A 24,160-nucleotide genomic window follows, 5' to 3' on the forward strand; every position below is an offset into this window, starting at 1 on the left:
TTGAATTCCTTGAATTAGTAATTCATTAAATTGAATCAGGGTCAATATTTAACTCCCGCAATTTTGCAGCCAAACGTGCAGCTTTTTGATTGGCCTGTTCTGCTGCTTCTTCTGGTGACGGCACTAATTGACCTTCTGCTGTAAAAAATCGCAAGAATCCCTGTTCAATTCCCAGATATAAACCTAACTGATGACTCCACAAATGTCCTAGTTCATTTGCTTGTAGAGGTTGATATACACCATCTACTAAATGAAATCCAGCAAATTCTAATGTATATGGATCAAACCAAAAATAATCCAGCGTGCGGAAAGTATTTTGATAAAGTTCTTTTTTCAATCCTTTATCAGTATTAGCAGTTGAGTCTGAAAGAATTTCCACAATTACATTGGGATATTTACCATCTTCTTCCCAAAGCACCCAACTTTTACGAGTTTTGCGTTCCGTTCCCAAGACTACAAAAAAATCAGGGCCGCGAAATTTTTCTGACTTGCTTTGATGGGGGCTGTAGTAAATAGTCAAGTTACCAGCAGCGTAAAAATCATTTCTGTCTCGCCACAGCCATTCTAGACAGCTGAGAAGTAGGATTATTTGTCGTAGATGTAGTTCTGTTTCCAAGGGAGGCTCGTCACTATATAAATCGCCAGGGGGAAATATCACCTCTTGGGAGATGCTTTCAGTAGAATCTAATTCTTGCGTAATCCCCATAAAGTTTAGACAGCATCATAGGTTAATGGGTTTATTTTAGCTTTCTCTCGTCTTGGTGGTGATTATATTCTAGAGGGCATGGCATTGCCATACCCCTACAATCTGTCGCATTCTTTTTTCAAATTGGTATCAGAATTTTATCGCATAAAATTTCTATTTAATAATAAATACAAAGATTATGAATAAGGGCATAGCATTGCTATACCCTACAAAAAAATATTGTCGGAAAATTGCGTGATTTGATATTACAAATCAATTACGGCTTGCACTAAATCAGCACTGCGATAGAGACGAAAGCCAACTTTTTCACAAACTCGTTGCATGGCAACATTTTCTGGGTGAATGTCAGCAGTGATGCGCTTGATATGTTCATTCCGAGCAACGTACAACAGTTGACTTAAGATTTTTGTACCTAACCCCATACGTTGATATGGATCGCTGACTAAAAGAGCAAATTCCGCTTCTTTGACACCATGTAACTGACTCAAGCGTCCCACAGCGAGAATTTCCCGATCGCCTGTTACGGGGTTTTTGCGATCGGCTACTAACGCCATTTCGCGATCGTAGTCAATGAAGCACAGCCGCAACATACGTTCGTGGGCGATTCGTTGACTCAGTTTCATCAGATGGAAGTAGCGAAAATAGACGCTTTGCTCTGAGAGTGTTTTATGGAACTGTACAATTAACGGCTCATCTTCGGGACGGATGGGGCGGATGGTAATTGGTGTAGCATCTTTGATTATCCAAGGTGTGATGTATTGTGTGGGATAGGGGCGAATCGCTAGTTTGGGTAATTGTTCTTCTGTCAGTTCCGGTGGATGAAGAACGATCCGCGCATCTAGGGCTAGTAATGAGGAAGATTTGTCTTCTGCTTGATCCCTACCTTCAAATCGCGCCCATAAGGGATTGATGTCAACTTCTTTAATCCAGGGCTGTTCTACGATTAATTGGGAAAATCGCACTAATAACTGCTCTAAAGCTGCTAAATCTACAGGTGCGCGTCCTCTTACGCCTTTGAGGGCTTTGTAAATTTGCGTTTGTTCCATCATCCGGCGTGCCAGAGTACTATTGAGGGGAGGAAGTGCGATCGCTCGATCTCTAAATACTTCTACTAATTGTCCCCCTGCGCCAAACAGCAATACTGGCCCAAATTGCGGATCTAAGCTACTACCAATAATTAATTCGTAGCCACTATTAAGGTTAATCATTGGCTGCACTGTTACGCCTAAAAAGTGTTCTAAACCTACTTTTTCGGCAACAGCAGTTTTAATATTGCGATACGCCCAGCGTACAGCATCCGCATCCATAAGATTTAACTGCACACCACCCACATCGGTTTTGTGGGTGATCGTCTTCGATAATAATTTGAGGACTACGGGATAACCCAGGGAATCTGCACAACCGACAGCTTCGTCTTCTGTAGCGGCGATGCAAGCTTGTAGAGTGGGAATACCGTAAGCTGCCAGGATTTGCTTGGATTCGGTCTCTGTAAGAATAGTTCGCCCGGCTTGATGGGCTGTGATAATAATCTTATCTACAAGATTCCGGTTAGGGATACCGTCTTCTTCTGCTGGTAATACGGGAGTTTCGTAAATGCCGCGCAGGTTATAGCTAGACTGCCACATATAAGTGAATATACGGGTCGCAGAATCGGGGTAGGAAAAGGTAGGAATACCCGCACGATTGAGAATTGCTTCCCCTGCCATCACCTCAGCACCGCCCATCCAAGTTGCTAGAATTGGTTTGCTTGCAGGAACCTGTGCTTTTTCAATTGCAGATTTCAACTGTTCGGCAGTTTGGGTAGGATCGGTCATTGCCTGAGGAGTGAGAATCAGCAAGATACCATCACTATTTGGATCTTTGGCGACAATCTCTAAGGTTTTGCTGTAGCGTTCTGGATCGGCGTCTCCCAAAATATCAATAGGGTTGTTATGGCTCCAAAAAGATGGCAAGGTTTGATTGAGGGAGGTAATTGTCTCTGGTGCTAGTTCTGCCAGTTCTCCTCCGGTAGTAATCAGAAAATCTGTAGCGAGGACGCCAGGGCCGCCAGCGTTGGTAATCATCGTCAGACGCGGGCCTTTGGGGCGGGGCTGTTTTGCCAATACTTCCGCCATGTGAAATAGTTCGGAAATTCTGCTGACTCTCAGTACCCCACTACGCCTAAAGGCAGCATCGAGAACTTCATCGCTACCAGTTAATGCGCCAGTATGGGAAGCTGAAGCTTTAGCGGCGGCTTCAGTGCGACCGGCTTTGATGACAATAATCGGCTTGGTTAAGACTACCTCACGGGCAGCTGAGAGAAATGACCGCGCATCCCCGATGGATTCCATGTAAATAACAATACTTTTGGTATGGGGATCGTCACCAAGATAGTAAATTAAATCGCCCCAACCAACATCTAACATTGAGCCGATGGACATAAAGGCGCTAAAGCCGACATTTTCCCGCAAACTCCAGTCGAGAATTGAGGTGCAAAGGGCACCACTTTGGCTAATAAAGCCGACATTCCCAGGACGCGCCATTGTACTGGCGAAGGTGGCGTTTAGTCCTGTATGGGGATTCATCACGCCCAAGCAATTGGGGCCGATAATCCTGAGTTTACCTAAGCGGGCTTCATGTAAGATTTGCTGCTCTAATTCAATACCAGGGGCACCGATTTCTTTAAATCCAGCAGACACGATTACAGCACTTTTCACCCCCGCCGCGACGCATTCGCGGACAATTTTCGGTACTGTCGGGGCGGGTGTGGCAATGATTGCCAAATCTACTGCGTCCGGTACTTCTGCAATATTGGCGTAGCTCTTAATACCCATCACACTGTGATGTTTTGGGTTTACAGGAAATACCGTACCGCCAAAAGGATTACTAATTAAATTCCACAGCAAGGTACGTCCTACACTTCCAGGCGAGTCACTAGCACCAATTACAGCCACCGTTGCCGGCGCAAAAATGGAACTGAGGGGCTGGCGCTCGGTACGGAGAATGTCGAAGGTGGGATCTGTTTTGAATATATTGGGGCTTTGCATTTCGCTAAACCTCGTTAATTTGGATAGCGTCTCTTTGGACTCTCTGGAGACAATATGAGGTTAGAAAAGATTCTTGAGGAAGTTGTGAGGATAGTTAAGAAATTTATTGTAATTTTTGTCAAACTTCAAACCCAATTATACAGAGTACTTTCCGTAAATAAAATATATAGGTAGGGACAGTGCGCCCCTACCCTTATTTTGATCTCAGCGAATTGAAATCCGCTATATTGAAGAACTTATCTAAATGAGAGTAATGGTATTTCGGGAAATGGCGACTTCTTGAGCAGCAATTCCAACTAAAATCAGTTGATTACCTCCCCCCAAATCGATCTGAGTAGTATCCAATTTACTTTCCAGCGTGATATCAGTCTTTCCTATTTTCGATAAATCTTGAATTTTAAATGCAGAAATATCGATTTTCTCACCATGCTCAAAATCAAAGATGTTATCTGCTCCGTAACCAGGTTTGAAGATGAATAAATCTTTGCCTGCATCACCCCATAGTTCATCATTTCCGCGACCTCCATTAATTACATCATTACCATCACCAGCAACTAAGAGGTCTTCACCATTCAAGCCAAATAAGTAATCTTTGCCCTTACCACCATCAATATAGTCATTGCCTTGAGTTCCTTGGAGGTGGTCATTTTTACGAGTTCCTAATACCTGATTGAGGATATTGTAGGTGATATCCAATGAAAAAAATGGCTCTCCACCTACAGTGAAAGTTCCTCCAAAATTCAAAGTATGATCTCCGCCAGCAACTTTAACCGCCAACCAATAACCATTAGCAACCTCCGGACTGATTTCGACTTTCCCGAAGCCACCTAGCTCTTTAAGGGTAGGAAAATTAGGATCATATTCAGGGTTAGCTAAATAAGTATTTTCGGTATAGCCCAAGTCCTCCTCAAGAATATTATTTTTTGGAGGAGTGTAGCTAAAAGGATTTTCTGAAGCTTGTCGGTACGCAAAGGGATTATTAATCTTCTTTCTGTCAACCATAGCAAAGAGATCGGATACTAGCCCTCCCTGAGCTATGGGATTGGAAAAAAATGCAGCCTGCTCTTTTAATTGTTCAACTGTACGGTTGCCATTGGAAAAAGGATCTTCTGGATTGATCGTAGATATATCATTAGTTAGATTGTTAGCGGTGGCATTAAGAATGGGGAAGAAAACTGTTGTGTTTCCTTTGTTGGGCAGTATGATTGTTCGGTTGATCTGAGAAATGCCTCCTACGCCTGTAATTAAATCACCAAAGGCTCCGCCAATGAAGAAAGCAGGCGATTGATCGGGTTGAGCAATTTGAGACTTTTCAACTGACCCCCGTTTTCCACGTAGATCTTTATTATCATCAAATCGCCCAAAATGTTGATCAGCAGGCAGTTCATAAACAGTTTGCCACCAGATATCTCCCAATTGGGCTTGAGAATATCCTTCTATCTTTTGGTTTGGTGAAATTATATTTATGCTGTCCATAAAAAACTCCCAAGCAGTGACTATTTTCCCGCTTACAGCACATATACCAATTCAAAAAATGATTTTTATTGATTTGCCTAATTAAAGACAGATTTCTCTGAGTCAAGTCCGATTGGAACCCACTCAACAGGCATATTTGAGAATTTACAGGAAAAATTTGAGGATTTTGTGAAGACCAAAGCTAAATTAGCTTTAATAATGCCTCAAACTGCTAGATGGAATTTTTAGCTAGTAATTAGCCTTCAGTAAGGGTTTCAGAAATATTGATTGTATGTAAGGTGGAAAGGACTACAAAAAACTAACCCCAGTTTCTACGATGAACTGGGGCTATTTTTGTTCATAAATTTGGTATAGGTTTTAGTTTACTTTTCCTCTTCAGCAACTTCTTTCTTTTGTTCACTCGATGGTGAAGCTTCTTTTTTCTCTGAAGATTGTTCGCTGGCTTGCTGTACCTGCTGGAGGTGAATGTTATTCACTTGCACAACAAAATTTTCGATGACTTGGTTAGCTGTTTGCAACTGTTCTGTTTCATCAGTGGAATTACTAGTCCGATAAAGCGGAGTAATTCCTAAAATAAATTTTTCCTGTTCAGCTTCTAATAATTCAACAGCTGCGTTCGCTGCTACCCAATTTTTTTGGAAAGGAAAAGATGTCACAATACTGGCAACGATAGAAGCGATCGCAGGACAAATTACTGGTAGCCATTTTAACCATGCTTGTCCGGTTTCTAATTTGTCTACCAAAACTAAGATTGGTGTGACGCCCGATAAAATTACGGTAGAGATTTGCAAAAAGTAATACAGATTTCTGGCGAGATTGCGCGTCCGTTTGTAATCATCAATTAAATCTTGGCAATATTGCAAAGCTTTTTCTCTCGCTGGCGCGATGTTATTTTTATACCATGAACTGTTGTTTGCCAATAGATAGGTATAAATTTCAGCTTTTTTACTGATATCAGACTGTTTGGCAGCTTGTTTAGAAGTTACTATGACTTCCTTATTGATCAGGTAGAGAAAAATGGCAATAGTCAAAGCTACTACGCCCAGAATTACAGCTTGTTGACTACCACCAGGAAAAGTGAGAAATACTACACTCGCGCCAATACAGCAAGTTAACAAGAAATATTCAATGACTTTGAAGGGATACAAGTTCTTGGGACTTGTTGAGGACGCAGTAGTTTCTGGATTAGAATAGGCTACTCTATTGTTGATATTTGCAATATCTGAAGATGTCATTGGCTTGGTACTTAATTAATTACTAGAGGACACCACACAAGTAAGATAGGATACTTACTAACTCAAATAACCTCAGTATATGCAATGGATTATTTAATTGTCCAAGATTTTTATTGTTTTTAATTTTAATGTCTTAAAAGTTACTATGCCTGAAAGCTGATAATTTGAGCGATTTTTTCTAGGGCGATCGCAATTCCTTGTTTTGCAGTTGGTGATAAGCGATCGCCTAGGTTAAAATTTTCGCCAGGGACAATCACCCACCAAGCGGTGGGACAATTACCGTAAAGAACTTGAGTTAAGGCTAAAAGCGATCGCGGATCGGCTACATGTCCGCTAATATTACCGCAAGAGTCAGGAGAAAGCGATCGCACTTCCACTTGGGAACTTTCACTAGCTAAACAAGCATCGATAAAAATCGCTAAATCTGCACTGGCTAATATTTCTGCTAGTTCGGGGGTAAGTTGATGTACAGCTAAAGATTTGACATTTGATAACTGTAATTGATGAGCTAATTGATTAGCTATACACTGGCCGATACCATCATCGCTGCGTAAGTCGTTACCATAACCAATAGCTACAATATTGCTCATTATTTTTACCAGCGACTTCGGTTAATCCGCTATACCAAAACCTTGGCGATGATAATTACCATGCTACTACTTGCAAGCTTTCTATTTCTTGAAAATGGGCATCGCGCGTCACCAAAATTAGGTCATTTTGTAATGCAATTGCTGCAATCCAGATATCATTTTCTGGTAACGGACGACCTTTGAGTCTCAACTTATTTTTGACTTCACCATATTGTCGAGCAGTTTCGGTATCGCACCCAAGTACAGTGCTGCTAGAAACTAATTCATCAACTTTAGCTAAATTTGCTTCTACTCGCCCTGATTTCCTTGCACCATAGCACAACTCACCAATGACAATACTGGGAATAAAAACTTCGTTGGCTTGAGCAAGATAATTTTTGACTACGGCTTCATCTGCGAATAGAGCAATGATGATATTAGTATCGAGTAAATACCTACCACTCATTGATATCTATCCGTTCACAATCTTGCTCAATCGCTTCTTGCATCAACTGCAAATCTTCAGGAGGAATTGCACCTGCAAAACCTAGTAATTGCTCTCCTGGTGTACCTCTGATTTCAGTTTTTGCTAATGTTCTGACAAATTCAAGCACTTGCCATTGCAAATGCTGGGGCATTACCTTTAATTGCTCAACCACTTCATCAATAATAGGGATACTCATACTACTCTCCTTTCTCTCATCTTACACTGTTGCTTCAGCGAAATTTTCACCCCAATACTTTTACATTATCCCACTATATACTTGCTTAATTTTCCTGACGCCAAACTTCATCCACAACTGTACCATTAGCTGCTACTAATTCAATATGTAATGGCATTTGTCCCACTGCATGAGTCGAACAACTTAAACAAGGATCGAAAGCCCGAATTCCAGCTTCAACACGGTTTAACATGCCTTCAGGAATTTCTGAACCGTGAATAAAATGTCTAGCAATTTGCGCGACGGTGCGATTCATCGCTAAATTATTTTGACCTGTAGCAATAATTAAATTAACTTTCTTAATTAATCCATCTTCATCAATTTGATAAAAATGAAATAATGTGCCTCTTGGTGCTTCGCTGACGCCAACAGATTCTAGTTGGTTAATTCCTGCATTAGCACGCAATCTAGTTGACAGGATATCGGGATCGTCTAGCAAAATTTCAATGCGTTCAATTGATGCCAAAATTTCAATTAATCTAGCGTAATGATAGAAAAACGATGAGGTAACTGTGCCTTTTCCTCTATCTCTAAATTCTCGCAATTCGGCATCGGCTAGGGGTGTACCAATATGGCTACAAACATTGAGACGGGCTAGGGGGCCTACACGATATATACCACTATCTAAACTACAATGACCATCTTGATCGGGATAACCAAAAGGACGATAGTAAGGAGATTTTAAATAGGAATCTGCTTGCACTGCTTCGCCAATAAATTTATGATAGTCATTGGCGTCAAGTTTATCGGCAATAATATTACCTGCACTGTCTACAAATCGCAGATGTCCGTCGTAATTTTCCCATAAACCTTCTGGTGTGACTAACCCCATAAATAAACTGGGAAAGTTGCCGAAAGTTTGTGCTTCTTTTTGATAGTCTTGTAGTATTTTTTTAAACAAACCTATTGCATTAATGGTTGTATTTCGCGCTTCCGGAATTCGCTGTTGAATGTGGGTGCGTCCTGCTTCAGATAAAGGTTCCCGCACACCACCAGGAACCGCCCAAGCTGGATGAATTTTTTTACCACCTAATATTTCAATAATTTCTTGTCCAAATTGACGCAAGCGGATTCCACCACGGGCTAATTCTGGTTCAGCGGCAATTAATCCAAAGATATTACGTTTTTGTGGATCGCTATCCATTCCTAAGAGGAAATCTGGGGCGCTGAGGTGGAAGAAACTGAGGGCGTGAGATTGAACAATTTGCCCTAAATTCATCAGACGACGCAGTTTTTCTGCGGCTTGAGGGATGTTAACAGATAAAAGGCGATCGCCTGCTTTGGCTGAAGCTAAAAGGTGACTAACTGGACAAATACCACATACTCGCGCTGTAATTCCTGGCATTTCCCAAAAAGGACGACCTTCACAAAACTTTTCAAATCCGCGAAATTCAGTCACATGAAACCGCGCATCACTAACTTGCCCATTATCATCTAAATAAATAGAGATTTTGGCATGTCCTTCAATCCGCGTCACCGGGTCAATAATAATTTTTTCTGCCATATTTATTTAGTGAATATTGTATTTAAAAACTAAGCGGACAGTTGGGATAAAAAGCCAGGAAAGCATAGGAGAAATACCAATGCCCAATGCCCAATGCCCAATGCCCAATGCCCCATTACCCAAACTTAATAAATTCACGTCCTTCTAATTGGGGTTTTTTTCCTTGTAATATGGGTTCTAATACAGCGCGAATTCGTATTGCTGAAGGTGGACAACCAAGTAAATAAATATCAACAGGTACGACTTGATGCACTGGCTGGACTTTATCTAATAATGGCGGTACAATTCCCGGTGCTTGGGGAATTTGTCCGTAGATATCGGCGGCTTCAATATAACAACGCTGAAGTACAGATTCTGCATTACCTAAAGGATTGCGTAAAGCAGTCACATTACCCGTGACAGCACAGTCACCAAAGGAAACCAAAATTCGCGATCGCTCTCTTACCATGCGCACCATTGCTAAATGTTCTTCATTAGCGATCGCACCTTCCACTAATACCACATCTACCCCTTGGGGATATTCTTTAATATCCGCTAAGGGACTGTAAACTATATCTACTTCTTGTGCTAAATCAATCAACCATTCATCTAAATCGAGAAAAGACATGTGACAGCCAGAACATCCGCCCAGCCACACCGTTGCTAATTTCAACCGAGACATAATAATTCCTCATTTGTCAGTCAACAGTCAACAGTCAGTAGGGGCGGGTTTATGGGAGATCTTCATAAATCAGTGAGGATATCTGTGAACCCGCCCGTACAACAATCAACAGTCAACAATCAACAGTCAACAGTCAACAGTCAACAGTCAACTATCTAAAAATTCCATTGCTTTTTCTCTCGTGCTGTGACGAGAAAATCGAGTTTTTCGCGATCGTGTTTCATTTCACCGACGGTTGAACCTTGGTAGAAAAGCGCACCTGTGGGACATGCATTAACGCATTTACCGCAAGATGTGCAAGTATTTGAGGTTCCCCAAGGTTGATTTAAGTCAGTAATCACATAGGATTTTGTTCCTCTCCCCGCCATATCCCAAGTATGCGCGCCTTCAATCTCGTCACACACACGGATGCAACGGGTACAGAGAACACAACGGTTATGATCTACACCAAAGCGCTCGTGAGAAACATCGACTTTGCGGTGGGGGAAATGGTAACTTAGACGTACATGATCCATACCCATTTCGATTGCTAAGTCTTGCAATTCACAATTGTCATTAGCTACGCAAACAGAACAAACGTGATTGCCCTCAGCAAATAGCATTTCCACAATTGTCCGCCGATATTTTTGCAAGCGATCGCTATCGGTTCTTATTTCCATCCCTTCCGCTACTTTAGTCACACAAGCAGGTAGAAGTTTATTAGTGCCAGCAATTTCTACTAAGCAAAGACGACAAGCACCAACATCTGATACTCCGTTTAAATGACACAAGGTAGGTATGTTAATACCCGCCTCTGTTGCGGCTTCCAGAATAGTTTCCTCTTCCCTAGCGCTAATGAGTTGGTCATTAATTATGAGAGTTTTGACAGACATGGCTTGCAACCTTAATCTGAACTCGTCTTTAGCTTCTGAATACCCTCTTAAGTTATAAACAAAAACTTTGAGGAACTTGTGAAGATTACAAAAGATAAAGTTACTGATATTTTGACAAAATAAGATATTTAAAGCCTAAAAACTTGATTTATGAACTATAACTATTGATTTGCTAGTTATGAAATTGATTTACGAGTTGTGAAGTTAGTACGCGATTCAAAAACTTAATTTACGATTCAGAAACTTAATTTACGATTCAGAAACTTAATTTGCGAGTCAGAAACTTAATTTGCGAGTCAGAAACTTAATTTGCGAGTCAGAAACTTAATTTGCGAGTCAGAAACTTAATTTGCGAATCAGAAACTTGATTTGCGAGTCAGAAACTTGATTTGCGAGTCAGAAACTTAATTTACAACTTGTAAAAACTGATTAAGCAAAAATTGCTTGCCCAAATTCTTGGTTTTCCAAGGATAAACTGGTGTATTCCGCAATCTCGCCGTCCCCCTAAAAGGGTGCGGCTAATCGAACATAGACGCGGAGCGGCTTCCCTGCGGGAAGCCTGCAAAAGCAGGCTCCAAAAATTCAGCCCACGCAGGTGGGCTTTGTAAGGATAGCCCCAGGCTTCCAGCCTGCGGGCGGTATATCGGATATTTGACTGTAAACTTGATTCACAAGTCAAAAACTTAATTTAGCAAAATTCAGCCTGCTCGATTGTGGCACAGAAAAACTCTGAGTAACGATTTGTGCCAAACCACCAGCCGACGCTCATTTGATAGGGAATTGTCCATCCGCCAAATGTTTTTTCTCCTTCGACTTCTCCACCAAAGGGAATGTAAGCGAAGCTACCATCTTTTGTATGTTCTCCCCAGCGTAGCAAAGATAGTTTCAATAGTTTACCCGCAGCATCTATCATCATTGTCAGCGTTACAGGTTCGCCATCGATTTTCAGACTAGCTTGGATAGTGTTGTCATCAATTGCTTGCCAGGTTACACCATTTTGCGGTAGTAAAGCCGAAGGTAACCAAATTAATTCCGCAACAAATCGCCCAATACTAGAACGATTAATATTTGAATTGTGGGCGTTGACGATGGGAATTAACCCCCAAAGAAAGAAGCGCATTCGCCCGGATTTGTTTGCATAGTAATCAGCACCCGCAAATGTGAATAAGCCCCTCCCGATAATTGGTTTCCAGACAAATCCTTTCAGCGCAGCAATGATTTCTTGGGCGTGCATCGGTATCCAAGGTTTATCCTGTGCCATTCTAAAACTACCGCTCATTTTTAAGCTGACAGCAGAAGCTAATGGAGTTCCCGGTGCGATCGCATGAAGAAAGTAACGCTGTACAGGTGCGGGTAAATCTGCAACTAGATCCGCAGTAAACCGATTTTTTCTAGAAACATCTGGGAGCGATCGCCAAATTTGCTCAACTTCGCGATCGGCTTTAATTCGGATAGCGATCGCAGCTAATATACCAATGCTGAGTATCGCCAGCAAATTAATTGTAATTAAATGAAAAACATAGTTAATTGTCATATTGCCGCCAATATAAAGCCAATTTCATCATAAGCACTAAATTTGAGGAACTTGTGAGGATTTTATGCCAAAAATAAGGTGCGTTCGCTACTAAGAGGATGTCTGAAAAGTTGTTAATAGGTGATTTTAATCACGCAGAATATTGCCAAGAAATTTAGTCATTTTTAGATGACTTTGGCTATTAGCAAGGAACTTCAGATCATTGCGGGATAAAGCAATGAGCAATGCTGTACACCTATTGTGTATCGCATTGAAAGGAGAAACGCTATATTTAGCAGCACCAAAAAATTTTAAATGAGCATTTCCGTAACTTTAAGGTATGATCGCCTGTAATTCTCGCGATCGCGTCTTCACAAGTTCCTCAGATTTTTCACGTAATCTTTTTTATAGCCAAGGCAGGGTGACTACTATGGATACCAAAAGACTGGCAAAATTCCTCCGTTTTTTGCACGAAGATTTGGCAATTCCGGCTGATGGTGTGCAATTGGCGTTACGCCATGCTGAATATAATCCTAGTTTGTTACCGATGATTCTTTGGCAATATGGGCTGGTAAATTTGAGCCAGTTGGATGAAATTTTTGATTGGTTAAATGCAGTGTTTTAGCTAATTTGCTATGACTACACAAAAACGAGTGGGGATTCTTACCAGTGGTGGTGATTGTCCGGGACTGAATGCGGTGATTCGTGCTGTTGTCAGCCATGCAACGCTGACTTATGGCTGGGAAGTGGTGGGAATTTCTTATGCTACAAAGGGTTTGCTGGAAAAAACTACGGTTCCTTTGACTTTGCATGGGTTAGATTTGCGAGGAATCGATCCTTTGTTGAGTATGGGCGGAACTATTCTCGGTAGTATTAATAAGGGTGATACTCTGGCTCATGTGGATGAGATTATGGCGGGGTATCAAGCTTTAAAGCTGGATGCTTTGATTGGGATTGGCGGTGATGGCAGTTTAGCGATTCTCAGTCAATTGCAACATCACGGAAATTGGCAGTTTATTGCGATTCCGAAAACGATTGATAATGATGTGGCGCTGACGGAACGAGTTGTAGGTTTTGATACGGCTGTAAATACGGTAGTGGATGCTCTGAATCGTCTCACATTTACGGCGGCTAGTCACGATCGCGTGATGATTGTGGAAGTCATGGGACGTACTGCGGGACATTTGGCGCTACATTCGGGGATTGCTGGCGGTGCGGATGTGATTTTAATCCCGGAAATTCCCTATACGATTAAGGATATTTGTGCTCATTTACAAGAATTACGCGATCGCTGGGGACGTAGATTTGCTATTGTAGTGGTCGCGGAAGGTGCCCATATTCCGGATGATTCAGTTAATTATGCAGCTTGTAGTAAACCTTCCTGCGGAATTGGACAGTTAATTGCTGACGAACTGCGCAGTTGTAGCCACGAAACAATTGATATTCGCGCTGCGGTGTTAGGACATATTCAACGAGGTGGGATTCCTTCGGCTTTGGATAGGTTGGTAGCTAGTGCTTTTGGCAAAGCGGCGGTAGATTTAATTGCTAGCGGGAAATCCGGTGAGATGGTAGCTTGGCAAAATGGCGAAGTTGTGGCTTTACCTTTGGAAGCAGTTTTAGCGAAAAGTCCGTCATTGGTAGATCCTAAGAATTATCTCGTAGAAACAGCGCGATCGCTTGGGATTTATGTGGGGAATTTACCGCAATAAATTAGGGCTTATGTAAGGATAATGGGAAAATAAACCGCAGAGGACGCAGAGTACACAGAGTTTAAGAGGTTTTGTGCGTCAGTCATATAAATTAGTTATTAATACTAATTCGCTATGATGCAGTTAATATTTATTTGATGAACCGCCAAGTACGCCAAGTACGCCAAGAGAAAGAAGCCATTATTAAGTGCCCGTTTACAGAGAATTGGTAGAACTATTGGCATATTTAAGAACTCGTTCCCATTCCCAACGCCATGCAGTTTCAACTACTAATTCTTTGCCGTTGGTGAATTTAATAAATTCTTGTCCGTTATCATAAAAGACATCAGCGACTAGGCGATTTCGTAACTCTTTCCCCCACATTTTTGCAGATGCATTCCACCACCTTTGTCCTGGAGATTGCAGCATAGGGATTTCTAAATATTCATCACGCCAAGCTATAGGTTGCCATTGTTCTTGTAAGGCGCGAATTAAAATTGCATTGGGAAAGATTTCTCTTTGGTTTTCCTGCAACCACAGGACATATTCGATTGTGCGTCTGAAGGCATTTTCTAAGTTAGCAGAACAATTTTCCAGAGCATCTTGAACTTCTTCTAAGGCAAAATTAACGCCAATGGCTACTAATGCTCTTTCGTATTGTTTAAATATTTCGTATTCAATTGAATCTGCTTCCCAAAACCACACAATTAATTAAACTCCAAATTAATTAATTTTATTAATTATATAGCAGTCCTAAATCATTTATAAAATTTACAAACTCTCATTTTTTTCTCTTATCCTTGGCGTACTTGGCGTCTTCTCTGCGAGACGCTGCGCGTTGGCGGAAGCCTCTCGTAGAGAAGGCGGTTATTAAAAAATAAAAAAAATTTTCATAACTAAGCTAAGGATAGCTGTCATTCAGACTTCTCTCTGGTACTCGGTGTCCTCTACGGTTTAATTTTCCATGATTTATTGTTAAACATAAACCTTGGTAACAAATATTGAGCCTTTGGGCAGAGGTTTCCATAGCTGATATTGTTTACTCTGCAATAAATAAGGTGATTTTAAGTTGCCTAAACAGCGACTTGGCAATTTTTGATTGCCAAGGGTAAATTAAATCGGAAATTAACATGCGATCGAATCTAGTTTTCTTTTGGGTAAGCCTATCATTTGTATTAGTAGGATTGATTATGCTACTTCTACAACCCTCAATCGATTTTCATACAGCAATAAATTGAGGTGATTTATGAATTATGTTGTGGCAGTTTTACCAGATAGAATGCAAGCAGAAGCAGCTTATTCGGCTTTAGAAAAAGAAGGCTTACCAAATAACCAAATTGATATTCTGGGTAGTGGCTATAAAAGTGCTGATGAATATGGATTAATTAACCCAGAAAAACAAGCGCAGAAAGGAGCAAAACGCCTAATTTATTGGCTGATACCTTTAGGATTTATCGCCGGGTATACGTTTAATTTTTTAACAGAAATTGAAATATTTCCGGCGTTTAATGCTTTTGGTAATCACATTCTGGGTGGGGTTTTAGGCGCTATTGCTGGTGTTTTAGGAGCTTATTTTGTCGGTGGTACTGTCGGTTTAACTGAAGGTAGCGGCGATGCTTTACCTTATCGTAATCGTTTGAATGCAGGTAAATATTTGATTATAGTTAAGGGTACGGCAGAATTAACGCGCCAAGCTACTCGCGTGTTGCGTCAGTTTGAACCGGAAAATATTCAAGGTTACACAGAACCGACAGGGGCGTAATAACAATTCAAAATTCAAAATTCAAAATTAAGAAAGCCAGATGGTAGGGGCATGGCAATGCCATGCCCTCTAAAATATATTGATATACCGCAAACATTATTTAAATTGGTATCACAAGGATTCCCGAATTTACATCTGTTGCTGAATTTTGGAGAATTGGTATAATTGCGATTCAAAAAATCAAAAATTTAAATTCGCCGCTTCGCGCCGTGACGCACCCAGACTTTGCGGAGTTCTTCTGCTCCCAAAAGAATTGGCGGACAAGCGAGGACAATTAACCAATGCCAAGGTGCTAAGGAAGCGGTAGAAAATATGTAACGGAATGGGGGAAAGTCGATGAAGGCGAATAAGGCGATGCATTCAAAGGTAATCCCAAACCACAGCAGCCGATTATTTGACCATGACTGGCGAAATGCTGACCCCCAACTGGAGCGACAGGCAAATAAGTTACCGACCTGACAAGCAACAATTGTTGCTAGAGTCATGGTTGTGGCTTGGCGATAAATGTTTGTTACTTCTGGATTGGCGGTATGTGCCAGAATAGCTGGGGTGACTTGCTGAATATCTGCTAGGGAATAACCATATCCTCGCCACACTAGGAAAAATCCCAGCATAGAAAGAATGGCTTCAATGACACCGAGAAAGCCGTAAGCGCGGAGTAAGAGGGGAATATTGAGTAAGAACTCCTGCTTGGGGCGGGGTGGGCGTTCCATAACTCCAGGTTCGGGAGATTCTGCGCCTAGTGCTAAGGCTGGTACCATGTCTGTACCTAAATCGACGGCGAGAATCTGCAAAATCGTTAATGCTGGGGGAATTTTGATGGCTACCATGCCGAGAAAAGGTACTATTTCCGGGACATTGGAGGCGAAGATATAAGTCATGAATTTGCGGATATTTTGGTAAATTGTCCGCCCTTGCTCAATGGCGGCGACAATAGTAGCAAAGTTGTCGTCGGTAAGTACAATGTCTGCGGCTTCTCTGGCGACATCTGTACCATTTAGCCCCATCGCAATCCCAATATTAGCAGCACGGAGAGCTGGGGCATCGTTTACACCATCGCCTGTGACGGCTACTACTTCGCCAACATCTTTGTAAGCTTGGACTAGTCGCAGTTTGTGTTCTGGTGACATCCGGGCAAATACTAAGCCAGCGCGGTATTTAACAATTTGCCGCAGTTGAGCGTCGGAGAGATGTCCCATACCTTCCCCAGTAACAACGCGCACTTTATCGCTTACTAAACCAATATTACGGGCGATCGCTTCCGCAGTTAATCCGTAATCGCCAGTCACCATTGTGACTCTAATCCCTGCACGATGACAGCAGGCGATCGCATCTGCTACCTCCGGACGGGGTGGATCGAACATGGCGACTAAACCAATAAAAATCAAGTTTTGCTCTAAATCCTGTGCCTTCAAATCCAGCAAATCTTGACTACCCCGACGCGCCGCCAAGCCTAAAACCCGAAATCCTTGTCTAGCCAAATCATCATTCGCCTGTACCACATCATCCCAAGCGTCATGGGTTAATTCTTGCACTGTACCATCGTGAAGAATTGTATGGCAGTGCTTCAACACTTCTAAAGGCGCACCTTTGGTAAAAGCGAGATAAGGTAATTCATCTTGCCATAATTCCGCAGCTTGCCAATTTAACACCACTGTCATCATCAAGCGGCGAGAATCGAAGGGAATCTCTCGCAAGCGCGGTAACTGCTGTTGTAAATTTTCTAAATTAAGTCCAGCTTTGGCGGCTGCTACTAACAAAGCTGCTTCCGTCGGATCGCCAATTTCTTGCCAACGACTAGGGGCTGTGAGATGCACTAGGCGGGCGTTAGAACACAGCGCAGAACCGATGAGTAAAATTTTTGCTTTCCAGGCGATCGCACGATCTGCTGGTAAATTAACTTTACCAACTGTCGGATTGTAACCTGCACCCGTGACTTCAATTAAGGGATTGGATTGATCGGTATCAGTTACACCATCCTGAGGTAGCCACAGATAGCGCACCGTCATTTCATTTTTAGTTAATGTCCCCGTTTTATCGGTGCAAATCACGGTGGTGGCGCTGAGAGTTTCCACCGCCGAAAGTCGCCGCACTAAAGCATTCCGCCGCGCCATCCGCTTTACACCCAACGCTAAGGCGAGGGTAACTGTAGGTAACAATCCTTCGGGTACGTTAGCGACGATGATACCGATGGCAAAAATGAAGCTTTCAGTTACATCCATGCCAATCAGCAAATAACTGAGGAGAAAAACCGTTACACCCATAGTCAGAGCGATCGCGGTAATAATCCGCACAATCCGGCTTACCTGGACTTCCAAGGTGCTGGGTTCCCGCTTTACCACCGTGGTTAAATGGGCTACCTGTCCAAATTCTGTTTGCGCACCTGTGGCATAAACTACGGCTACAGCCCGCCCTGTGGCTACTGTGGAACCAGCTAAAACTAAATTGGCGATTTCCGAAGGATTCACCTTTTCTTGCATTGGTTGTTCCCCCGGACGTAGCAAAGTTTTCCCGCCGCGAATGGGTACTGCTTCCCGCAACCTAACCGGGTGAGGATTGCGCGCCACGGGTAGAGACTCCCCCGTCATTACTGATACATCCAAATATAAATTTTCTGCTGATACCAACCGAGCATCAGCAGAAACGCGATCGCCTTCTTCTAATTGCATCACATCGCCGCGCACCAACTCCCGCGCCGGGATTTGCTTGAGTTCGCCATCCCGATAGACTTTCACCTGCATCGGTAAGACTTTTTTTAAAGCTGCTAGCGCCTGTTCAGCTTGAAACTCTTGCCAAAAGCTAAAGATAGCATTGATCCAGATGACTGCCCAAATTGCCCAGCCAAGTTCCGGCGTGCGGGAAATAAACGCTAAAATCCCCGCAACCCAAAGCAACAAAGCCATGAAATGAGTTAATTGATCGGCAAAACGCAGCCATAGGGGACGATGCGCCGGTTCTGGTAACTCATTTGCGCCGAATTGAGCAAATCTTTGTTCAGCTTCATCCGCCGATAAACCATCACTAGCGCTATCTAGTGATTCATAAACCTCTTCAACAGGTAATGCCCAGATAGGTTGATGCAACGATGTCATGATTTTAATTCGGTGTTGGGTTTAAGAGAAGGCAGAGGGCAGTCCCAATGAAAAAATTTCATCACCATGAATGAAAATGCAATCTGGAACTACCTATATAGATACTCATCTAAGAAGCATTTTCAAGTCAGAAGGCAGAAGGGTAAATATTTTTCGCAGATTTTTGGTTAAAAATAGATTCTTAAAAGTTGGATTGAGGCTATATTTTTAATTAAATTTAAAAAGGCGATCGCGATCAATAATTTTTACGCTCATCGTTTTTTAAACAGCGTATTTGGCTTTCTGCCTCCGCCTTATTTTCATAAAAATTGTGACGTTAACTTCCTAAACTTCTGCCCTCTGCCTCCTGCTTTCTGCCTTCATTTTTCACGATTTCACACTCATTACATCTTCTATTAACCCAAAATTTTCTGCTTGCTTAAATGCTGCTTCTAAAGCAATACCTTGCTTAGTAGAAATATACATTAAAACCATTGCGATCGCTCTGGCGGCACTATCACAATGAATTAATGCTGGTTTAGGCATTTCGGCAATTTTTTGCAGGACTTTGATGGCAATTTGCGGATTGATTTCTGTGCTTCTTGTGGGTAGATTTGCGTAATGTAATCCTAGCAACTGAGTATAAAGTTGCTCGCCATCTTGAAAACCTTGTTCGTCAGGCGATCGCAGATTCAATACAGACTTATAACCCTGTTGGGCTAAGCTTTTTAACTCTTCAGGGGCAATTTGTCCTGCGATCGCCAATTCATCGTTAATTTTTTTGATTGTATCCATCCCTCCCTCCTCCCTGTGGTGAATAATGAATTAAAGAAGTTAAATTATGCCCAATCTATTAACTGTAATTAATCAAGAAATTTATTCTTGTAAAATCACACTATGCATCACCCTGTTTCTAGCTACCTATGCTAATTTTTGGAGTAATTTGATGATGCTTAATATTAAAGACATAACACTATTCTTAATTCAATTCACCAAGAAATTAATAATGTTTGCCTTTGGCAGGAGGATCGCCTTCATAAGGTTGTACTCCTGATGCTGGATAATCATCATCATTAGGGCTAAAAGCCCTTGTAGCCGCGCTATAAACAAATTGAATTATCTTTTGAAATAATTCACCAATTGATTGGATAATTTGCCCGAATTTGTTGGTAGACATAGACTTCTCTCCCCAATCGTTAAAAATTTTCCCAGAAAATGAACTTACTAAAAACCTAAGCAAACATCTGATATATCTCTATTTCAAAAGGAACGGTACGCGGTGTAAAATAGTCAGGTTTTGTGCTGTTCCAAGTCCACCAAATAGTTCCTCCCAGCAACATGAGCAGGAGTAGCACCAAACTGATGAGGACTTCATTTGGTTGAAAATCAGAATAATGTTGGGTTTTCATAACTAGCTCCTGCACATTCTGTAACTAAATCTTGTGCAATCAGCAAACCTTTTACTAACTGCGAAATGGAAATTTTTGCTGCTAGCACAGGCTCACCAACCTCATCAGCAATACAACAATGTATGATCCCTTACGGATTTTGGTAGTCACCTCATGTTGTTTGTAATTTCAAGTTAAGGGAAAAAGTTGAGGAAGTTGTGAGGGAAAAAAAGAGTTAGGGAATGGAAGGGGGACAAAAACAATGCCCACTCGCCCTGAGCGAAGTCGTACCCTACGGGAAGCAAGCTACGCGTAGCGTCTCGCAGAGAAGGGATGCCCTATACCCAAATCCTCACAACTTCCTCAAATTAATGCCCTATAAACTAAAGTGCGCGGAAGCTATATCGAAATCCTTATATAAAGGCTCATATTATGAATTCAGCATCTGCTGCTCAAACGCACAACCCAACAAAAGCACCTTCAGCAATACACAATAGCGGCGATAAACGCTTTAAGATGCTGGATGCAACTATCAAACGCTACCAGTATCAGCAAGATGCATTGATTGAGGTACTGCATAAAGCGCAGGAACTTTTTGGATTTTTAGAAACCGATGTATTATTTTACGTTGCCCATAGTTTAAAATTACCGCCCAGCCGAGTTTATGGCGTAGCGACTTTCTACCATTTATTTTCCCTTGCTCCTAGCGGCGTCCATACCTGTGTGGTTTGTACGGGTACAGCTTGTTACGTTAAAGGTGCGCAAGCAATTTTGACAGAACTAGAAAATGCGGAAAATATTCATGCTGGTGAAACGACAGCAGATCATCAAGTTTCATTGTTAACTGCTAGGTGTTTAGGTGCATGTGGAATTGCGCCAGCAGTAGTTTTTGATGGCGCAGTCTTAGGTAATCAAACTGCTGAATCGGTATGCGATCGCATTAAAGCATGGCTGGAGGGTAAAGAGCGATCGTCTTCCTAAAATTCAGTTTTCTTTTTAGCGAACATCAAAATTTAATTTAAAAAATCTCCGCTAGGAAATGTAAATCACCATTTTTACATTTTCTCCTGTAATTAACATATGGCTAGTAAGGATGGTCAGCTATGAAATTGCGTAGATATTTTTCTGTATTTATCACTTTCTTATTAGTAGCATCTCTTACTCTTATAAAACCCCTATCTGTTAATTCTCAAGCAAATAATTCATGCCAACAGAGTGGTATCGTATGCTTAGATAAGCAAGAAATATTTACTATTAGAGCAAATTCTGGTTCATATAGTCCTGAAAAACGCTCAAAAATCATTACTCAGAAAATACAAAATATTGCTGACAATTATTCAATTTCAATTAATTCTATTAAAGTTGAGGAAGGATATAACACTAACAATATTCTGGTAGGAGAGGCAATTCTTGTTACCGTAACAGATACCGATGGTAAAGCAGCAGGAATAAATAGAAAATCCTTGGCAGAGAGATGGTTAATAAAAATTAAAGTTTCTATTGGAAAGCATAGAAAAAACCCATATGTTCCTTCTATAAAAGATCATGTTGCCATATTTTGGAGTAATTATATTGAACATCAAGATTTCATTAAAATATCAATTTACATTATTGGCATTTCATTTATTTATATAATAATAAGTTGGATATTTTTTTATCGTATTAAAGATAGACAATGGATAGTTAATTTTAATAAAAGCCTGAATTCTCTTAGAAATGAATGGAGAAAACGCCAGCGAGAACAATGGATAGATTATCTACAACAATCTTCATTGCAAATATTTAAATTTGCAAAAAATATAAAAAAAATTACTTTTTTAGCTTTAGGTATAGGAAGTGAAATAATAGTATTTATTCTTATTGCTCTCTTAATTGTTAGGCTAATATTTGTAATTATCTATAATAATTTTGATTTAAAATCGGAAGAGCTAGAAGAACTGAGAAAGTATGTATCTACTCTGTTAAGTATTATTGGTCTAATCTTCTTGTTGGGAGTTGTTTCCGTTTTACTCCACTGGCTCTCCAGCAGTAGAGGAGGTACAGTAGTTCTTCTCTTCGAGGATACAACTGCAACACAATCTGAAGAAAAAAATAACAATTCCGGAGAAAAACTTAAAGAAAAATCTAATATGGGTAAAGCGATCGCTGATTCATTAGTTGAGGAACTTCATAGAATTAGTCATATTCACACAAAGTTATCCCAGACTCTCAGTATAGGAGAAGAAAACATTGATTTACAGAGATTGGGAAAATTTAACTTTCCTCGGTTAACTCATCCTCAAGAAAATATAGAGAGTCATCTTACTGATGTTGTGACTTTTGAAGCTGGTAAAACTCGTTTCTCTATTGGAAGCATAATTCTAACTCTCAAACATCTATGGCCTTTTGGAGGTGTAAACAGGGTAATCTCTGGAAGTCTACAAGACTACGACTCAAAAACTCGTTTGTTTGTCAGATTAGACTATGACAATGAAGTAAAAGCTTGGGAAGTGACGTGGAAAAAAGATGATCCAGCACCAATGACTGAGAAAATTAGGGATTTAGCTTATAAGGTTGCTATGTATTTAGCACCAGACATTATTGCTCAAACATGGGATGGTTTCAAGTTTTTCACTGAAGCAATTTCTAGCTACTACCAATATCAGCAAACTGGAGAGAAAAAACATCTTGATAATGCTAAAGAACATTGTAATAAAGCGTATCAAGCAGAAAGAAAATATGAGAAGCTTGATGGCTTATTCTATAAGATTGGCATAGCTTATTTTGAGAAAGAATTATATGAGGATGCAAAAACAGCTTTTGATTTATCCCTAAAAATTAATCCTAAAAGCGAATATTCTTATACTGGAATTGGGAATGTATATTACGCACAACACAAATTTGATAATGCTATCAATCAATATGAGCTTGCTAAGAGGGTAAATAAAGATTTTCTCTATGCTTACAATGGTCTTGGTAATGTATATTTTCAGTTAGGAGAGTTTGAACAAGCTCGTAAAAGCTATGAAGATGCTTGTAAAAAAAATGACAATTACTGGCATTCTCATTTCTGGAAACCTTACCATAACCTTGGACTTATATACTTATACAGGGATGAAGAAAATTTAACCGACTATAAAAAGGCTGAAGAAAAATTTATAGAAGCCAAAGAGATTAACAAAAACCTAAAAGAGTCCCAGGAATTACATCCAGTCCACAGCGGGCTGGCTTTAACCTACCTTTTTCAAGCTATTCATATTGTATATCATATGCCTTATGTACAATTAAACAAAGAATTATCAGAGTTAAAGTCAGAAAAAATTTTTGATGTCAGTTATATTAACTACCTACAAAAAATATATGAAGAAATTTGTGAAGTTAGTTATAGTCAAAATAAATACTTACAAAAGATTCGAGAGATTCGAGAAAAATTAGAACAAGCAAGACAAGAGATAGATAAAGCTGCTGATATTGCTTTAGATAAAGAAGCTTATATTTACTGGAATCTTGGTTTAATTACCCTTGCTCAGATTAAAATATGTAAAGTTAATCTTAAGCTGGATGAAGTATGCAATGCTTGGAAAAAAGCCTTGAAAATTGCTTCTAATAATCAAAATAATCAGCTTTGCGTTGCGATATATAAATATGTAATTGCTGGAATTGAAAAAAATGCTGCATCTGTATCTGCTATTGAATTATGTATTAATAATCCTCTAAATTGCGTAAAAAAAGGATGGTTAAAAGTAATATTAAAAGATATAAAAATTATCTCAATATGTTTATATGAACAAAATCAGCCGATAAATGCTTTAATTCAAAAAATAGGAGAAGTAATTAAAAACATTAAAGATTAACAAAAACATTAACACAAGGCTTACACAAATACTCTTTTGTCCATACCAAGTAATTTCCTCACAAGTTCCTCAAAATTTTCCCCTAACTTCAGGGTAGAGCCAAAGTAACGATCTAAGAGGAGGCAGCCTCAAAG

At 40.6% G+C, this 24,160-nt stretch carries 21 protein-coding genes; 5 read left to right on the forward strand and 16 right to left on the reverse strand.

The features are described from left to right. Nucleotides 1-25: 25 nt before the first annotated feature. From H6G41_RS07170 to H6G41_RS07220, 11 genes are all read right to left on the reverse strand, one after another. A complete protein-coding gene (locus H6G41_RS07170) occupies nucleotides 26-706 on the reverse strand; it encodes a Uma2 family endonuclease (RefSeq protein ID WP_190744952.1) in 681 nt (226 codons plus the stop codon). Between the two features lie 245 nt (nucleotides 707-951). After that, on the reverse strand, nucleotides 952-3,732 hold the full coding sequence (locus H6G41_RS07175; RefSeq protein WP_190744954.1) for a bifunctional acetate--CoA ligase family protein/GNAT family N-acetyltransferase: 2,781 nt from the start codon (nucleotides 3,730-3,732) through the stop codon (nucleotides 952-954). Between the two features lie 240 nt (nucleotides 3,733-3,972). After that, a complete protein-coding gene (locus tag H6G41_RS07180) occupies nucleotides 3,973-5,208 on the reverse strand; it encodes a calcium-binding protein (RefSeq protein WP_190744956.1) in 1,236 nt (411 codons plus the stop codon). A 362-nt stretch (nucleotides 5,209-5,570) separates the two neighbouring features. Further along, complete coding sequence (locus H6G41_RS07185) at nucleotides 5,571-6,443, reverse strand: DUF4231 domain-containing protein (protein WP_190744959.1); 873 nt, start codon at nucleotides 6,441-6,443, stop codon at nucleotides 5,571-5,573. A gap of 143 nt (nucleotides 6,444-6,586) precedes the next feature. Continuing rightward, entirely contained in the window at nucleotides 6,587-7,033 is a 447-nt protein-coding gene (locus H6G41_RS07190; protein ID WP_199316075.1) for a hydrogenase maturation protease, read from the reverse strand. Nucleotides 7,034-7,088: 55 nt separating this feature from the next. After that, the gene (locus H6G41_RS07195) at nucleotides 7,089-7,478 is read right to left on the reverse strand and encodes a type II toxin-antitoxin system VapC family toxin (RefSeq protein ID WP_190744961.1); all 390 of its coding nucleotides are present in this window, start codon (nucleotides 7,476-7,478) and stop codon (nucleotides 7,089-7,091) included. Next, complete coding sequence (locus H6G41_RS07200) at nucleotides 7,468-7,695, reverse strand: hypothetical protein (protein WP_190744963.1); 228 nt, start codon at nucleotides 7,693-7,695, stop codon at nucleotides 7,468-7,470. The genes H6G41_RS07195 and H6G41_RS07200 overlap by 11 nt, the downstream gene beginning before the upstream one ends. A gap of 85 nt (nucleotides 7,696-7,780) precedes the next feature. Next, nucleotides 7,781-9,238 (reverse strand): Ni/Fe hydrogenase subunit alpha, encoded by a 1,458-nt coding sequence (locus tag H6G41_RS07205; RefSeq protein ID WP_190744964.1) that lies wholly within the window; start codon nucleotides 9,236-9,238, stop codon nucleotides 7,781-7,783. Nucleotides 9,239-9,353: 115 nt separating this feature from the next. Further along, nucleotides 9,354-9,899, reverse strand: a complete 546-nt coding sequence (locus H6G41_RS07210; protein WP_190744966.1) for an oxidoreductase — start codon at nucleotides 9,897-9,899, stop codon at nucleotides 9,354-9,356. A gap of 155 nt (nucleotides 9,900-10,054) precedes the next feature. Continuing rightward, entirely contained in the window at nucleotides 10,055-10,771 is a 717-nt protein-coding gene (gene hoxU / locus H6G41_RS07215; protein WP_190744968.1) for a bidirectional hydrogenase complex protein HoxU, read from the reverse strand. Nucleotides 10,772-11,459: 688 nt separating this feature from the next. After that, nucleotides 11,460-12,305 carry a DUF6920 family protein gene (locus H6G41_RS07220; protein ID WP_190744970.1) on the reverse strand — a complete coding sequence of 282 codons (846 nt, stop codon included), beginning with the start codon at nucleotides 12,303-12,305 and terminating at the stop codon, nucleotides 11,460-11,462. A 409-nt stretch (nucleotides 12,306-12,714) separates the two neighbouring features. Between H6G41_RS07220 and H6G41_RS07225 the strand changes: the two genes are divergently transcribed. Together H6G41_RS07225 and H6G41_RS07230 are read left to right on the forward strand one after the other, a co-directional pair. Beyond that, nucleotides 12,715-12,909 carry a DUF2949 domain-containing protein gene (locus tag H6G41_RS07225; RefSeq protein ID WP_190744972.1) on the forward strand — a complete coding sequence of 65 codons (195 nt, stop codon included), beginning with the start codon at nucleotides 12,715-12,717 and terminating at the stop codon, nucleotides 12,907-12,909. A 10-nt stretch (nucleotides 12,910-12,919) separates the two neighbouring features. Continuing rightward, nucleotides 12,920-13,993 carry an ATP-dependent 6-phosphofructokinase gene (locus H6G41_RS07230; protein WP_190744974.1) on the forward strand — a complete coding sequence of 358 codons (1,074 nt, stop codon included), beginning with the start codon at nucleotides 12,920-12,922 and terminating at the stop codon, nucleotides 13,991-13,993. Nucleotides 13,994-14,188: 195 nt separating this feature from the next. Here the strand turns inward: H6G41_RS07230 and H6G41_RS07235 are convergent, their stop codons facing one another. Further along, nucleotides 14,189-14,677: a hypothetical protein gene (locus H6G41_RS07235; protein WP_190744976.1), complete on the reverse strand. Its 489-nt coding sequence runs from the start codon at nucleotides 14,675-14,677 to the stop codon at nucleotides 14,189-14,191. 541 nt (nucleotides 14,678-15,218) lie between these two features. Between H6G41_RS07235 and H6G41_RS07240 the strand changes: the two genes are divergently transcribed. Beyond that, nucleotides 15,219-15,734 carry a hypothetical protein gene (locus tag H6G41_RS07240; RefSeq protein ID WP_190744978.1) on the forward strand — a complete coding sequence of 172 codons (516 nt, stop codon included), beginning with the start codon at nucleotides 15,219-15,221 and terminating at the stop codon, nucleotides 15,732-15,734. A gap of 188 nt (nucleotides 15,735-15,922) precedes the next feature. Here the strand turns inward: H6G41_RS07240 and H6G41_RS07245 are convergent, their stop codons facing one another. The 4 genes from H6G41_RS07245 to H6G41_RS07260 all read right to left on the reverse strand — a co-directional run bounded on the left by H6G41_RS07245 (nucleotide 15,923) and on the right by H6G41_RS07260 (nucleotide 20,214). Then, on the reverse strand, nucleotides 15,923-18,826 hold the full coding sequence (locus H6G41_RS07245; protein ID WP_190744980.1) for a cation-transporting P-type ATPase: 2,904 nt from the start codon (nucleotides 18,824-18,826) through the stop codon (nucleotides 15,923-15,925). 366 nt (nucleotides 18,827-19,192) lie between these two features. Then, a complete protein-coding gene (locus tag H6G41_RS07250; RefSeq protein ID WP_190744982.1) occupies nucleotides 19,193-19,600 on the reverse strand; it encodes a beta-lactamase hydrolase domain-containing protein in 408 nt (135 codons plus the stop codon). Between the two features lie 205 nt (nucleotides 19,601-19,805). Continuing rightward, nucleotides 19,806-19,982 carry a hypothetical protein gene (locus tag H6G41_RS07255; RefSeq protein ID WP_190744984.1) on the reverse strand — a complete coding sequence of 59 codons (177 nt, stop codon included), beginning with the start codon at nucleotides 19,980-19,982 and terminating at the stop codon, nucleotides 19,806-19,808. A gap of 55 nt (nucleotides 19,983-20,037) precedes the next feature. Further along, a complete protein-coding gene (locus H6G41_RS07260) occupies nucleotides 20,038-20,214 on the reverse strand; it encodes a hypothetical protein (RefSeq protein ID WP_190744986.1) in 177 nt (58 codons plus the stop codon). A 411-nt stretch (nucleotides 20,215-20,625) separates the two neighbouring features. Here H6G41_RS07260 and hoxE point away from each other — a divergent pair, with 411 nt between their 5' ends. After that, nucleotides 20,626-21,174 carry a bidirectional hydrogenase complex protein HoxE gene (hoxE, locus tag H6G41_RS07265; RefSeq protein WP_190744988.1) on the forward strand — a complete coding sequence of 183 codons (549 nt, stop codon included), beginning with the start codon at nucleotides 20,626-20,628 and terminating at the stop codon, nucleotides 21,172-21,174. A gap of 122 nt (nucleotides 21,175-21,296) precedes the next feature. Then, complete coding sequence (locus H6G41_RS07270; RefSeq protein ID WP_190744990.1) at nucleotides 21,297-24,026, forward strand: tetratricopeptide repeat protein; 2,730 nt, start codon at nucleotides 21,297-21,299, stop codon at nucleotides 24,024-24,026. Nucleotides 24,027-24,160 lie beyond the last annotated feature (134 nt).

It is taken from the genome of Tolypothrix sp. FACHB-123 (assembly GCF_014697075.1).
Taxonomy (GTDB): domain Bacteria; phylum Cyanobacteriota; class Cyanobacteriia; order Cyanobacteriales; family Nostocaceae; genus Aulosira.